14 protein-coding genes are annotated in these 13,801 nt (G+C 68.3%); 7 read left to right on the top strand and 7 right to left on the bottom strand.

What is annotated here, in order from left to right:
- Positions 1-58: 58 nt before the first annotated feature.
- Positions 59-2,110, bottom strand: a complete 2,052-nt coding sequence (gene gyrB, locus ACWEOO_RS19970) for a DNA topoisomerase (ATP-hydrolyzing) subunit B (RefSeq protein WP_359934923.1) — start codon at positions 2,108-2,110, stop codon at positions 59-61.
- 342 nt (positions 2,111-2,452) lie between these two features.
- Between gyrB and ACWEOO_RS19965 the strand changes: the two genes are divergently transcribed.
- From ACWEOO_RS19965 to ACWEOO_RS19955, 3 genes are read left to right on the top strand one after another with little or no spacing between them, the layout of a single operon-like run.
- On the top strand, positions 2,453-3,091 hold the full coding sequence (locus ACWEOO_RS19965; protein ID WP_452144245.1) for a hypothetical protein: 639 nt from the start codon (positions 2,453-2,455) through the stop codon (positions 3,089-3,091).
- A complete protein-coding gene (locus ACWEOO_RS19960; RefSeq protein ID WP_452144244.1) occupies positions 3,088-3,696 on the top strand; it encodes a hypothetical protein in 609 nt (202 codons plus the stop codon). Before ACWEOO_RS19965 ends, ACWEOO_RS19960 begins: the two co-directional genes overlap by 4 nt.
- Complete coding sequence (locus ACWEOO_RS19955; protein ID WP_452144243.1) at positions 3,693-4,250, top strand: hypothetical protein; 558 nt, start codon at positions 3,693-3,695, stop codon at positions 4,248-4,250. Before ACWEOO_RS19960 ends, ACWEOO_RS19955 begins: the two co-directional genes overlap by 4 nt.
- Before the next feature lie 11 nt (positions 4,251-4,261).
- Here the strand turns inward: ACWEOO_RS19955 and ACWEOO_RS19950 are convergent, their stop codons facing one another.
- The 6 genes from ACWEOO_RS19950 to dnaA form a co-directional block, all read right to left on the bottom strand.
- Positions 4,262-5,611, bottom strand: coding sequence for a hypothetical protein (locus tag ACWEOO_RS19950; RefSeq protein ID WP_452144242.1), 1,350 nt, complete (start codon positions 5,609-5,611; stop codon positions 4,262-4,264).
- 48 nt (positions 5,612-5,659) lie between these two features.
- Entirely contained in the window at positions 5,660-6,208 is a 549-nt protein-coding gene (locus ACWEOO_RS19945) for a DUF721 domain-containing protein (protein ID WP_355693690.1), read from the bottom strand.
- Positions 6,201-7,340: a DNA replication/repair protein RecF gene (gene recF, locus ACWEOO_RS19940; RefSeq protein WP_452144241.1), complete on the bottom strand. Its 1,140-nt coding sequence runs from the start codon at positions 7,338-7,340 to the stop codon at positions 6,201-6,203. The genes ACWEOO_RS19945 and recF overlap by 8 nt, the downstream gene beginning before the upstream one ends.
- Position 7,341: 1 nt before the next feature.
- Positions 7,342-8,262, bottom strand: a complete 921-nt coding sequence (gnd, locus tag ACWEOO_RS19935; protein WP_359934935.1) for a phosphogluconate dehydrogenase (NAD(+)-dependent, decarboxylating) — start codon at positions 8,260-8,262, stop codon at positions 7,342-7,344.
- A 26-nt stretch (positions 8,263-8,288) separates the two neighbouring features.
- Complete coding sequence (gene dnaN / locus ACWEOO_RS19930; protein ID WP_452144240.1) at positions 8,289-9,434, bottom strand: DNA polymerase III subunit beta; 1,146 nt, start codon at positions 9,432-9,434, stop codon at positions 8,289-8,291.
- A gap of 612 nt (positions 9,435-10,046) precedes the next feature.
- Positions 10,047-11,600 carry a chromosomal replication initiator protein DnaA gene (gene dnaA / locus ACWEOO_RS19925; protein WP_452144239.1) on the bottom strand — a complete coding sequence of 518 codons (1,554 nt, stop codon included), beginning with the start codon at positions 11,598-11,600 and terminating at the stop codon, positions 10,047-10,049.
- Between dnaA and ACWEOO_RS19920 the strand changes: the two genes are divergently transcribed.
- From ACWEOO_RS19920 to rpmH, 4 genes are all read left to right on the top strand, one after another.
- Entirely contained in the window at positions 11,571-11,957 is a 387-nt protein-coding gene (locus ACWEOO_RS19920) for a hypothetical protein (RefSeq protein WP_452144238.1), read from the top strand. The genes dnaA and ACWEOO_RS19920 overlap by 30 nt on opposite strands.
- Positions 11,958-11,969: 12 nt before the next feature.
- Positions 11,970-12,113 (top strand): hypothetical protein, encoded by a 144-nt coding sequence (locus ACWEOO_RS19915; protein ID WP_452144237.1) that lies wholly within the window; start codon positions 11,970-11,972, stop codon positions 12,111-12,113.
- Between the two features lie 114 nt (positions 12,114-12,227).
- Positions 12,228-12,512, top strand: coding sequence for a hypothetical protein (locus ACWEOO_RS19910; RefSeq protein WP_452144236.1), 285 nt, complete (start codon positions 12,228-12,230; stop codon positions 12,510-12,512).
- Positions 12,513-13,643: 1,131 nt separating this feature from the next.
- On the top strand, positions 13,644-13,781 hold the full coding sequence (gene rpmH / locus ACWEOO_RS19905; RefSeq protein WP_130386492.1) for a 50S ribosomal protein L34: 138 nt from the start codon (positions 13,644-13,646) through the stop codon (positions 13,779-13,781).
- Positions 13,782-13,801 lie beyond the last annotated feature (20 nt).

Raw genomic sequence — 13,801 nt, 5'->3', positions numbered from 1 at the left:
GGGTCTCGGTCATGAAAAAGTCCCGTTCAGATCAGGTACGTCGGTGTGGGGCGAGAACTCAGATGTCGAGGAACCGGACATCGCGGGCGTTGCGCTGGATGAAGCTGCGCCGTGCCTCGATGTCGTCGCCCATCAGCGTCTGGAACGTCTCGTCGGCGCGCACCGCGTCGTCGAGGGTGATCTGCAGCAGCACCCGGTTGGCCGGGTCCATCGTGGTCTCCCACAGCTCGTTCGCGTTCATCTCGCCCAGACCCTTGTAGCGCTGGATCGGGTTCTCCTTGGGCAGCTTCTTGCCCGCCTCGAGGCCGGCTTCGAGCAGTCCGTCGCGCTCCCGGTCGTTGTAGGCCAGCTCGTGCGGCTGGTTGCTCCAGCGGATCTTGTACAGCGGCGGCTGCGCGGCGTACACGTGCCCGCGCTCGATCAGCGGCCGCATGAACCGGAACAGCAGGGTCAGCAGCAGGGTCCGGATGTGCTGGCCGTCGACGTCGGCGTCGGCCATGATCACGATCTTGTGGTACCGGAGCTTCTCCTCGTCGAAGTCCTCGTGGATGCCGGTGCCGAGCGCCGAGATGATCGCCTGGACCTCGTTGTTCTGCAGGACCTTGTCGATCCGGGCCTTCTCGACGTTCAGGATCTTGCCGCGGATCGGCAGGATGGCCTGGAACTTCGGGTCCCGGCCGCCCTTCGCGGAGCCGCCCGCCGAGTCACCCTCGACGATGTAGACCTCGCACTCCTCCGGGTTGGTCGACTGGCAGTCGGCCAGCTTGCCCGGGAGGCCGCCGCCGCCGAGCAGACCCTTGCGGTTGCGGGCCAGGTCGCGGGCCTTGCGGGCCGCGATCCGGGCGCTCGCCGCGGCGGTCGCCTTGCGGATGATCTCGCGGCCCTCGGCCGGGTTCTGCTCGAACCAGGCGCCGAGCCGGTCGTTCACGACCCGCTGGACGAAGCCCTTGACCTCGGTGTTGCCGAGCTTGGTCTTGGTCTGGCCCTCGAACTGCGGCTCGGCGAGCTTGACCGAGATGATCGCGGTCAGGCCTTCCCGGATGTCGTCACCGGTGAGCCTGTCCTCCTTCTTCTTGATCATCCCCTGGTCCTCGCCGAAGCCGTTCACCAGCGAGGTGAGCGCGGCCCGGAAGCCCTCTTCGTGGGTGCCGCCCTCGTGCGTGTTGATCGCGTTCGCGAAGGTGTGCACGGACTCCTGGAAGGAGCCGCTCCACTGCAGCGCGACCTCGAGGCTCATCGTGTCGTCGGCGGCCGCCGCCTCGAACGAGATGACGTCGCGGTGCACGGTCTCGCGGATCCCGGTCAGGTACTTCACGTAGTCGACCAGGCCGTCGGCGTACCGGAAGGACTGCTCGAGCGGCTTGCCGTCCTCGTCGATGTGATCGGGGCGCTCGTCCCGGATCACCAGCTCGAGGCCCTTGTTCAGGAACGCGTACTCGCGGAAGCGGGTGGCCAGCGTCTCGTACGAGTACGTCGTGGTCTCGAAGACGTCCGGGCTGGCCCAGAACGTGATCGTCGTACCGTTCGACGTCGAGGTGCCGATCTCGGCCAGGTCCTCGTCCGGGTTGCCCATCGTGAAGGACTGCGTGTACAGCTTGCCGCCGGTCTTCACGTCGACCTTGAGCCGGGTGGACAGCGCGTTCACGACCGAGACGCCGACGCCGTGCAGACCGCCGGACACCTTGTAACCGCCGCCGCCGAACTTGCCGCCGGCGTGCAGCACGGTCAGTACGACGGTGACGGCCGGCTTGCCCTCGGACTCGACGATGCCGACCGGGATGCCACGGCCGTTGTCCTCGACCCGGACCCCGCCGTCGGCGAGCAGCGTCACCACGATGCGGTCGCCGTACCCGGCCATCGCCTCGTCGACCGCGTTGTCGACCACCTCGGTGACCAGATGGTGCAGACCCCGCTCGCCGGTGGACCCGATGTACATACCGGGACGCTTCCGGACCGCGTCGAGACCCTCCAGGACCTGGATGGCGCTCGCGTCGTACTCGCGCTCGACGACCGAGGAGCGAATCTCGTGCAGATCGGCTGCGGCGGTATCACTGGGGCCGATGGGGTCGGCGGACTGGTTGGCGTCGATCTCGGTCGGCTCGTCGGTCACCGGTGGTTGTCCTCCTCGGACCCCGCGTTCGCGAGGCATCGCGGCACAGTTGAGCCGCCCTCCACGGTGATGGCAGAGGTGCGGCTCGCTCTACACGGTCCATTCTACCCGTCGACCGAAGCAGAACCGGCCACCAGCCGCCTGAAACTCATGCCAGGGCGTCTTTTCTCCCTCATTGCCATGTCCCCTCTCGCGGGAGGGGGGCCAGAAAGCGCTCACGGCCTCTCAGTGGCCTCCGGGTGTTTCGCCACTGACCACTCCGGCGGCTACCGGTCCAGACCGCACAGTCCGGCCGGGGAGCGTGTGGCCGGCGCGCACCCACGGCCCTCTAGGATCGCAGCCGTGGAAAGTCTCGACGAGGTCATCGATGCGATGATCGCCGACCGGGTGATTCACCGGCACCGGCGGATCTGGTTGCTGCTGATCGCCCTCGTCGTGGTGGCGGCGCTGGTCGTGCTGGCCACCGGCGGCTGGAAAGAGAAGACGGGCCGCACGGTCCCGACCCTGGACGCGCCGGCGACGGTGACCGCCGGCCGGTTCGAGTTCAACTTCACCAAGGCCGAGATCATCCGCAAGCCCAAGGGCGAGTACAGCGACGCCGAGACCACGCTCCGGGTCTACTTCACCGCGAAGAACATCGACTCCGAGGAATACAGCAGTGAGTCGATCCAGGGCGATCTGCTCAGGTTCGTCCCGGGCGGGGGCGAGGACCTGATCAAGTCGAACGGCGGGTCGTGCCGCGGCGACAACCTCAACTGGGTGCTCGTCTACGGGCTCCCGCCCGAGGAGTGCAGCACGAAGTTCGACGTCGAACCGGACTTCGCCGCCGACGTCGTCGAGATCGGCGTCCTGCAGGAGCACTACGACAGCGACAACGGGGCCCTCGGCGTGAACGAGAAGCCGTACTGGCACAACGAGGATCCGGCCGCCGTCGTCCGGCTGAAGCCGACCGTTGTCATCGACGACGGGAAGAACAAGTGAAGCTCTACCGCCCCGCGACCATCCTGGTCGGTCTGCTGTTCATCTTGATCGGCGGCGTGGCCCGGCTGGCCGGCCCCGACCAGGTGTACGGCGACGACTCGAACCTGAAGGTCGTGCACGGCACCATCGGCGAGGCCCTCCCGTACGCGGGCAGCGGATCGACGATCAAGGTGACCCGGATCAAGTTCGCCCGCAAGATCCTCAGCGGGGACGGGGGCTCCGACGACAAGCCGATCGACACCAATGGCATCTTCGTCGCGGTCGAGTGGGACGCCGTGCGCGGCGTGAAGGACCCCGACACGTTCACGCCGACGCTGATCACCGACGGCGACAGCGTGTACGAGAAGGTCAGCGACCCGAACGAGAGCGACATGAGCTTCCCCGATGCGGGCTTCGCCAGCACGGGGGCCATCGTCTTCGAGGTCAACCCGACCGACCTGAAGGGCCTGACCCTGAGACTCAAGCCGAGCATGCTCTGGAACGTCTACAACTCCGAGGTGCGCGTCGACCTGGGTGTCCCGACCGAGGACATCGCCCAGCAGATGGTCGACCACGCCGACGACCAGTACGTCGTCAACGACTCGGTCACCCGGGTGGCGTCGTGAACCTCGCGAGCCGGGCGAGCCGGTTGGTCGTGCAGGCGTCGCTGATGGTCGGCCTGCTGGGCCTCGGATCGTTCACCATGCTGCACCCGTACCTGAGGGACGACGAGCAGCTGTACAAGCAGGGGCGGGTCGACGAGGTCGTCACCCAGGGCCCGGTGACGGTCCAGAGCATCGAGTGGAAGCTGGACTCACTGCAGGCCTACACCGCGATCCTGAACGAGGACGGCGAGGCGATCGAGCTCGACGCCCCGGCCGGGTCGATCTTCATGCTGGCCACCCTCACCGTGACCCCGCGGAAGGGGCTCATGCTCAAGGACCAGGGCTTCAGCTGTGACGCGCTGCTGCGGGACAGCAAGGGCAACACCTGGGATGACACGCTGGCCACCGGTTACCCGCTGCCGACGTTCTGCGGTGACGACGACCATCCGTTCACGATGGACAAGCCGGCGAAGATCGCGAAGGTGTACATCGTCCCGAAGAGCGCCGTACCGAACCTGGTCGGCCTGGTCGTCGAGGACTTCTACATCCACCGACGGGTCCTGATCACTCCCTGACGAAAAGCCCGTCAGACGGTCGCGGGAGCCGGCCGCTTGACGACCTCGCGCGGCGCCTTGGCCTGGGCGATCGCCGCGGCCTCGGCGCGACGCTCGCTGCCGACCGAGATGCACAGGTCGAACGCGGCGGCCAGGAGCGCGATCCGCAGCGGCTCGAAGAGCAGCCCCTGGATCAGGTTCGCAATCTCGTGGTTCATCAGGCCCCAGTACTGCCCGTGAATGCCGAGCAGCCGCTGGAAGGCGACGAACGCCCAGTCGTTGCCGAGCAGCCAGAACGTGTAGACCAGGCAGACCACGCCGAGGAACACCGGGCCGACCCGGACCAGCAGCCGGAACGCGTTGATCGCTGGGTAGAACTTCTCCCGGACACCGGCCAGCAGCAGGTCCGGCGCCTTGTAGGTCAGGCCGACAATCCGGCCCCGCTGCGGCGCCTCCTCCGCCTCGGTCTGCGCGCCGAGCCGGCGCTCCAGCCGCGTCCCGCGGAAGACGCCTCCGCTGGACAGCACCCGGTGGCCGAAGACGACCGTGGTGATCGCCAGCCAGGTCAACGGCTCGGCGATGCCCAGCTTGAACATCGGCCAGAGCGTCTCCCACAGGAAGCCCCAGAGGAACTCGATACCGGCCGGGATCGGGATGTGGATCTTGTCGAAGAAGCCCTTCACGCCGTCCCACCAGTCGAGCGACCAGTACCAGAAGCTGCGGTCCTTGAACCACTCCTTGCCCTCGTCGATCGCGTACGGCGTGATCACGAAGGTGAGCAGCACGAAGAACGCCTCGGCCCAGACCTGGGTCAGCTTGACCGGCCGGCTCGGCCAGCGGTCGTCGACGGACTGGAGGACGCGGCGCAGCACCAGGAGGACGGCAAGCGCGGGCAGGTAGTTGTGCCAACTGTGGATTCCCACCTTGAAGAACCCCGAGCCGGGCTGCAGCCCGTTCTGGACGAGGTACGTCGCACTCAACTGGCTGACTTGAGCATCGAAGAAGCCCCACGCCGACCAGACCGCGACCAGCGGCAGCAGTGTGACGGCCAGCAGTTCGAGCAGGCCGCGCTGCGTCGGGTCCGACGTCTCCTCCGCGTCGTCACTCGCCGCATCCCGCCAGCGGTACAGCGACATGGCGCAGGTCCGGATCATGCCGACGGCCGCGATGATCTGCAGCAGGACGCCGACCGCAAACAGGCCGGTGCCGAGACTCGAGTGCAGGTGCTCGGCCAGCCAGATCGCGCCCTGCGAGCACACCGTGAAGCCGACGAACCCGGCCACCCACCAGGTGGTCATGGGCAGCAGGTTCTTCCACCAGAGCCGGAATGTATCCCCGATCAGGTGGACCATCTCGCGAAAGCCGTCGACGAGCGTGCGCATCGCGCCTGATCCTAGGGGAGGGCCGGGTCCTCCGAGCAATTCAGTCCGTCATCCGTAGGTGTCGCGGGGGCCGCGGCCGCCGCGGATGGTGCGGGGGCCCTTGCGCCAGGTGTAGGTGTTGGGGCCGAGGACCTTGACCTGGGAGACGGTGCCTTCGCCGAGTTCGGCGTTCAGGCGGAAGAGCAGTTGCGGGACGAGCAGGTCGAGCTGGACCTTCCACGCGGTCGACGACGTACGGACGGTGAGGACGGTGTCGTCGTACGACTCCGGCTTGCAGTGTTCGGCCATCTCGGGGCCGACGATGGACGGCCAGCGCGCCATCACGCCGTGAACGGCGACGTCGACCTCCCAGCCCTGGTCGCGCATCAGCCGGCCGAGCGTGTTGGTCAGGCGCTGGGGATCGCGGTCGTCGGGGCGGGCGCTGCTGATCTGGGCTCCGAGCCGCGGCCGGCGGCGGCGTTTGACCGGCTTGATCCCGCCCTTCGCCGCCTGCTGCTTCAGCCGCGCCGCCAGGGATTTGGCGAGCTCCAGGCCCTGCTTGTCGTGCTCGGCCTCGCTCTCGGGGACGCTCTCGGAGGAATCCGGGGGTTCAGGCACGCTGAACGACCCCCTCACCCACCTCGAAGCGCGCTCCGCTGAGCTCGGCGGGCACGTCCGCGCCGACCGCCGCGGTCACCAGCACCTGCTCGGCCGGTGCGACCAGCTCGGCCAGCCGGTCCCGGCGCTGCGAGTCGAGCTCGGCGAACACGTCGTCGAGGATCAGCACCGGTTCACCACCGTCCGCGCGGAGCAGGTCGTACGACGCCAGTCGCAGCGCGAGCGCGAACGACCAGGACTCACCGTGACTCGCATACCCCTTCGCGGGCAAGTCCCCGAGCCCGAGCAGTACGTCGTCGCGGTGCGGGCCGACCAGCGACACGCCGCGGTCGAGCTCGTCCTGCCGCTTCTCCCGCACCGCCGCGAGCAGCACCTCCTCGACCTGCTCCCGGGACGCCACCCCGGGCTCGAGCAGCACGGACGACTTGTACTCGAGCCGCGCGTCACCCTTGCCGCGGGCAACAGCGTCGTACGCGCTCGAGACCAGCGGGCGGAGCGACTCCAGCAACTCCAGGCGGGTGGCCAGCAGCTCGGCCCCGGAGCGGGCGAGATGCGAGTCCCAGACCTCGAGCGTCCGGAGCTGGCCCTCGGCGGCACTCGTCCGGTTCTGCCGGCGCGCCTGCGAAGCGCTCCGCAGCAACGAGTTCCGCTGCTTGAGCACCCGGTCGTAGTCCTGCCGTACGCCGGCCATCCGCGGCGCTCGCAGCGTCAGCAGCTCGTCGAGGAACCGCCGGCGCTCGGACGGATCGCCCTTCACCAGCGCGAGGTCCTCCGGCGCGAACAGCACCGTGCGCAGCAGACCGAGCACTTCCCGTGGCCGCGGCACCGGCGACCGGTTGATCCGGGCCCGGTTTGCCTTCCCAGGATTGATTTCCAGCTCGACCACCACGTCGCGGTCGTACTGGCTGCGGATCTCCGTCCGCACGATCGCCCGGGTGGCGCCGGCCCGCACCAGCGGTGCGTCGTTGGCCACCCGGTGCGAACCGAGCGTCGCGGTGTAGTGGATCGCCTCGACCAGGTTGGTCTTGCCGTGGCCGTTCGGCCCGACGAAGGCCGTCACGCCCGGAGCGAGCTGGACCTCCGCCTGCTGGTAGGACCGGAAGTCGAGCAGACCCAGGGCGGTGACGTACACCTCAGTTCTTGGGCGGGGTCGCGTACGACGGATCGGCGGCCTCGGCACCCTTCACCGCGTGTCCGCCGAATTGGTTGCGCATCGCGGCGATCGCCTTCATCGCCGGCGAGTCCTCCTGCCGGGACGCGAACCGCGCGAACAGCGCGGCCGAGATGGCCGGCATCGGTACCGCGTGGTCGATCGCGGCCTCGACCGTCCAGCGGCCCTCGCCGGAGTCGTCGGCGTACCCGCGGATCTTGGCCAGGTGGCTGTCGTCCTTCAGCGAGGCGACGAGCAGGTCGAGCAGCCAGGAGCGGATCACGGTGCCCTCGCGCCAGGACTCGAAGGCCTCCGGCACGTTCTCCACGACGTCCGCGGCCTCGAGCAGCTCGTAGCCCTCGGCGTAGGCCTGCATGATCCCGTACTCGATGCCGTTGTGGACCATCTTCGAGAAGTGCCCGGCGCCGACCTTGCCGGCGTGCACGAAGCCGAACTCGCCCTCGGGCTTCAGCGCCTCGAAGATCGGCATCACCTGCTCGACGGTTTCCTTGTCGCCGCCGCACATCAGCGCGTAGCCGTTCTCCAGGCCCCAGACACCGCCGGACACGCCGCAGTCGACGAAGCGGATGTCCTTCTCGGCGAGCTGCGCGGCGCGCCGGGTGTCATCGGTCCAGCGGCTGTTGCCGCCGTCGATCACGATGTCGCCGGGGGACAGGAGCTCGGCCAGCTCGGTGACGACCGCGTCGATCGCCTGCACCGGCACCATGATCCAGACCACCTTGGGCTGGTCGGAGGCGGTGAGCTTGCCGACCATGCCGGCCAGGTCCTCGGCGTCGGAGATGTCCTGGTTGTGATCGAACCCGACCACCGTGTGACCGGCGTTCCGGATCCGCTGGCGCATGTTGCCGCCCATCTTGCCGAGACCGACAAGGCCGAGCTCCATCGTGAATCCCCTTGTTCTGTTGGTGTTCAGCTGTTCAGGCGGACCGGCATCAGGACGTAGCGGAACTCGCTGATCGGTTCACCGTCGAAGTCCGTCACACCGGTCAGTTCGGCCGGCTTCGTCGCCTGCGTGAACGCCAGGTGCGCGACCGGCGTACCGATCGCGCCGAGACCGTCGAGCAGGTACGTCGGGTTGAAGCCTACGGTCACCGGATCGCCGACCACCCGGGCCTCGAGCGACTCCGACGCCTGCGCCTCGTCACCGCTGCCCGCGTCGAGGGTGACGCTGTCGTCTTCGAAGGTCAGCCGGACCGGAGCGTTGCGCTCAGCGACCAGTGCGACGCGCTTCACGGCCTCGACCAGGGTCGCGGTGTCGATCCGCACCCGGGTCGCGATCGCCGCGTCGGTCGGGATGATGCCGCGCACCTTCGGGAACTCGCCGTCCAGCAACCGGGTGGTGGCGCGCCGGTTGCCACCGGACACCTCGCCCTCGAAGCCGACGATGCCGTCACCGCTGCCCGGGGCGGCCAGCGACACGATCACGTCGGAGCCGGTCATCGCCTTGGCGGTCTCCGACAGCACCCGGGCCGGCACCAGCGCGGCCGCGGAGGCGTCGGGGGACTGCGGGTTCCACTGCAGCTCGCGGATCGCCAGCCGGTAGCGGTCGGTGGCCAGCAGCGAGATCGTGGAGCCCTCGATCTCGACCCGGACACCGGTCAGCACCGGCAGCGTGTCCTCGCGGCCTGCCGCGGTCACCACCTGGGAGACGGCCTGGGCGAAGACGTCGGCCTTGACCGTCCCGCTGGCTGCCGGGAGCTCCGGCAAGGCCGGATATTCCTCTGTGGGAAGCGTCTGGAGCGTGAACCGCGAGCTGCCACAGGTGACCTGTGCCTTCGCGCCGTCCACTGCGACGTCCACGGGCTGGTTCGGAAGGCTCTTGGAGATGTCGGCAACGAGCCGGCCGGAGATCAGGCACTTCCCCGAGTCGGCCACCTGCGCGGGCACCGTGACCCGCACCGACGTCTCGTAGTCGAAGCCGGACAGGGTGATCTGCCCGTCCTCGGCTTCGACGAGAAGGCCGGCAAGGATCGGGACGCTGGGACGACTGGGCAAACTGCGCGCGGCCCAGGCCACCGACTCGGCCAGTACGTCGCGCTCGACGCGAAACTTCACCGCTGGGTGCCTCCTGATTCGGCTGTGTGCCAGGCAGATCCTGCCACGGACAAGTGTGCTGTGCGCCCATCGGGCCTGACGTGGCGCTTCGGGCGGGTCGCGTCGGCGTCGTTCCAGTACTGCTCCGAGTACTTCCGAGAACAGCCTGACAGGTCCCGCAAGCCGGCGCGAGATCGGGGTTTTCCCCAGATCGGGCCGCTCGATCGTTTTGTGGCCTTCGAGCTCTCTACAGTTTCCATAGTGTTCTTCGCACCGGTGGATACTGTGGAAAAGCGGCGACTTCCCAGGTCAGAGGCCAAATCGGGGTGGGGACACCGTGTGGACGACGCTCGCTTGTGCTGAGGACGACGGTGGATGGCGAAATCTGTCCCCACAGCCAATCCACACCACAGACGAGTCTTTCCACTGCGATACCCACACTTTTCCACAGCTGTGTCCCCAGCCTGTGTGGTCAGAGGTCCCGAGATCAGGTGGCGCCTGCTACGCGTCGTCCCGCGGGCACTGGGCGGCGTTGTCGTCGGTCGGAAGGACTCCGTCCTGCCTCCCTCCTCCGCCTTGCCCAGCACTCCGCGGGACGACGCTCGCGACGGCACCACCTGATCTCGGGACCTCTCACTGCTGCTTGGCTTGGTGCTTGATCCGGTTGGTCAGTTCGGTGACCTGGTTGAAGACACTGCGCCGCTCCGACATCAGTTGCCGGATCTTCCGTTCGGCGTGCATCACCGTCGTGTGGTCGCGGCCGCCGAACTGCTGACCGATCTTCGGCAGCGACAGGTCGGTCAGCTCACGGCACAGATACATGGCGATCTGCCGGGCGGTCACCAGCACGCGGCTCCGGCTCGAGCCGCACAGGTCGTCGATCGACAGACCGAAGTACGACGCCGTCTGGCCCATGATCATGCTCGCGGTCACCTCGGGCTTGCTGCCTTCGGGGATCAGGTCCTTCAGCACGATCTCGGCCAGGCTCAGGTCGACCGGCTGCCGGTTCAGGCTCGCGAACGCGGTGACACGGATCAGCGCGCCCTCGAGCTCGCGGATGTTGGTCTGCACCTTCGACGCGATGAACTCCAGCACCTCCGGCGGCGCCGTCAGCCGCTCGGTCGCGGCCTTCTTCCGCAGGATCGCGATCCGGGTCTCGAGGTCCGGCGGCTGGATGTCGGTGATCAGGCCCCACTCGAACCGGTTCCGCAGCCGGTCCTCCAGCGCCTCCAGGCGTTTCGGCGCACGGTCGGAGCTGATCACGATCTGCTTGTTCGCATTGTGCAGCGTGTTGAAGGTGTGGAAGAACTCTTCCTGGGTCTGGATCTTGCCTTCCAGGAACTGGATGTCGTCGATCAGCAGCACGTCGACGTCGCGGTACCGGCGCTGGAACTGGGACGCCTTGTCGTCGCGGATCGCGTTGATGAAGTCGTTGGTGAACTCTTCGCTGGACACGTACCGCACGCGGGCGCCGGTGTAGAGGCTGCGGACGTAGTGCCCGATCGCGTGCAGCAGGTGGGTCTTGCCCAGACCCGAGTCGCCGTAGATCAGCTGCGGGTTGTACGCCTTGCCCGGTGCCTCGGCGACGGCGACGGCCGCTGCGTGCGCGAATCGGTTCGAGCTGCCGATGACGAAGGTTTCGAAGGTGTACTTCGGGTTCAGCCGCGCTTCACCCTGCGCCTCGGTGGCCGCCTGCGACGAACCGTTCGGCGGCGGGGCGACCGATCCGAGCGGCTGACCGAACGACGACTGCTGCTGCGGGGCCGGCTGCTGCTCGTAGTGCTGCGGAGCCGGCGGCGCGCTGAAGTGGTTGTCCGGATCGGTCAGCGCGGACTGGATGGTCGGCTGGAAGGCACCGTCGGTGCGCAGCGGCTCGCGGACGGGCGGCGGCTGCTGCTGCATCGGCTGCTGCGGCGCGTGCTGCTGGGGCGCGTGCTGCTGCGGCGCGTGTTGTTGTGGAGGCTGCTGTGTGTACTGCGGTTGCGGCGGAGCTTGCTGTTCGCGGAGCTCCGGGTCGAGGGACGGGTCGACGGTGACGGCGATCCGGATGTCGCGGCCGAAGCTCTCGGTGAGGATCCGCTCGAGGTCCGGACGGAGGCGCGTCTCGAGCTGTCCGCGGGTGAAGTCGTCAGGCACCGCGACGATCGCCGTGCTTTCGTGCAGCGTGACCGGACGCGAGTTCGTCAACCAGGCACGCTGGTTCGGCGGCAGCCCGGCAAGCACGCGAGCCCACGCCTCACCCAGGTCCGTCGCAGCCGGAGCCGCCGGCTGCGTCTGCACCGCCTGCACCGGCGGCTGCACCTGCTGCACCTGCTGCTGCGGGTGCTGCGGGTGCATCTGCTGGGGCTGCACCTGGTGAGTCGGCTGTGGCTGCGACTGCTGTGGCTGCGACTGCTGTGGCTGCGACTGCTGTGGCTGCGACTGCTGTGGCTGCGACTGGGGTGGCTGTGGCTGCGGCTGGTGGTGCTGCGGCTGCTGGAGTGGCGGCTGCTGCGGCTGCTGCGCTGGCGCGTGCTGCTGCGCCTGCGGTTGCGTCGGCTGTAGCACTGCCGGCTGTTGCGCCTGCGCCTGTGGCTGCTGCGCCTGTGGCTGCTGCGCCTGTGGCTGCTGCGCCGCGTGCGCCTGCGGTTGCTGTTCCGCCGGCTGTGGCTGCGTGGGTTGCTGCGTCGGTTGCTGCGCCTGCGGTTGCTGCTCCGCTGACTGCTGCTGCGGGTGTTGTGGTGCGCCCTGCTGGTGGGCGGGGTGTTGCGGCAGTTGCTCCTGCGAGTGTTGTGGAGCGCTCTGCTGAGCGACCGGAGGCTGTAGCGCCTGCTGGTGCGGCTGCAGAGGCAGGTGCTGGTTGTGGTGGAGCTGCGGGGGCAGGTGGTGCTGCGGTGCGTCCCGATGCGGGGCCTGCACGTCAGCGGATTGCGGCTCGGCCGGCTGGTGCTCAGCTGCTCGCTCGTCGGGCGTGCGCTCGACGGCCACCGGCTGCTGCGGTGCCTGCTGGTCGGAGACGGCCGGCTCGGGCGTCTGCTCTACCTGGGGGAGCTCCGTGGAGGTGTGCTCGGCGGTTGGTGGCGCCGCCGCGCTCTGCTGATCCGGTCTGCCGTCGGGTGACCACTGGTTAGTGGCTGCGTCGTCCACACGTGCCTCCCCCTCGATCGGTACCGCTCCTGCTGCAGTGCCGCCAGTACCCCAATCGCCGGCACCCCAGGCGTTGCCCGCGCCGGGGTGCTGATTCACGGCCGGTGCCGCACCGAAGTACGACGTACCTGCTGTGGACTGGGGTGGGCCGGACGGAAGATCGGTGGCCGCACGCTCGAGCTCGGAGCGGTAGCCGTACGGACCCGGGGGCGGCGCGGGCCGGTAACCGGCGGCCGGCGGCTCGGGCATCGGGATCGGGAGCGACGGGCTCAGGTAGTCACCGGGATCCATCCGCGGCATCGGCGTCTCCGCGCGCGGACCGGGTGTGGTCTCGGTCCGGGGCAGCGGCTCCGGCGCGGTCGGCACCTCGGTGCGGAAGTTGGCCTCGGGCTCGGGCCGGAGGCCGGCGTCGGGTTCGGGCCGGAGGTCCTGCCGGCCGTCAGCGGTGTGGTCCGTCCGGTGCTCGGCCGGGCTGAATTCCACCGGTGTGAATTCCGCACTGGCGGAATGGTCCTCGACCACGCGTTGCTCCCCGAATCCATCGCTGCGGTGGCCGGCGCGTTCCGAACTGATCCGGGCTGCGCGACCATTCGACCCGACCACCGTGCGGGCCGCTGTCCACACGGTTGTCCACAGTTGTGAACGACCGCCGGAGCAGGTTGGTTACCGATCGCGGGGTGTGGGACCTCTGGTGTGAAGAAGTGACGCTAACAAGTCCGCCCACACGGCTTCAAGCCGTCATCCACAGGCTATGAACAGGAAATTGGGGGCAACTTGCGGCGTGTCGGGTAGACGCCGGAGCGTAGTCATGGTGCGAGGTCGCTCTCTGTCGCCGATCCGGCCGGACAGTGACGAGTCCTCGACCGACCGCTCGTCCACTATCCTGTCCACAAGCCTGTGGAAAACCTTGGGGATACCTGGTTTGACCTGTCCACAAGGAGCCACGTACCGTGGATCGGTCGGTGTTGAGCCGGCCGTTTCGTGCTGCGCTCCCTGCGGGACCATCTCTGGTTCTCCGACGGTGTGCAGGATGCACCAACGGGCAGATCCGAATCAGTGGATTTGTCGACAAATTTGTGTTCTCGAGTAACCGGAGTCATTCCAGTGAGCAAGCGGACGTTCCAGCCGAACAACCGTCGTCGGCACAAGAAGCACGGCTTCCGTCTTCGGATGCGCACCCGCGCGGGTCGCGCGATCATCGCCGCCCGCCGTGGCAAGGGTCGTCAGCGCCTCGCGGCCTGAGCGACCCGTCGGACGGTGAC

The organism is Kribbella sp. NPDC004138 (assembly GCF_053603655.1).
Note: the sequence above shows the minus strand (reverse complement) of the source record. Positions and strands in the feature narration are given on the sequence as shown.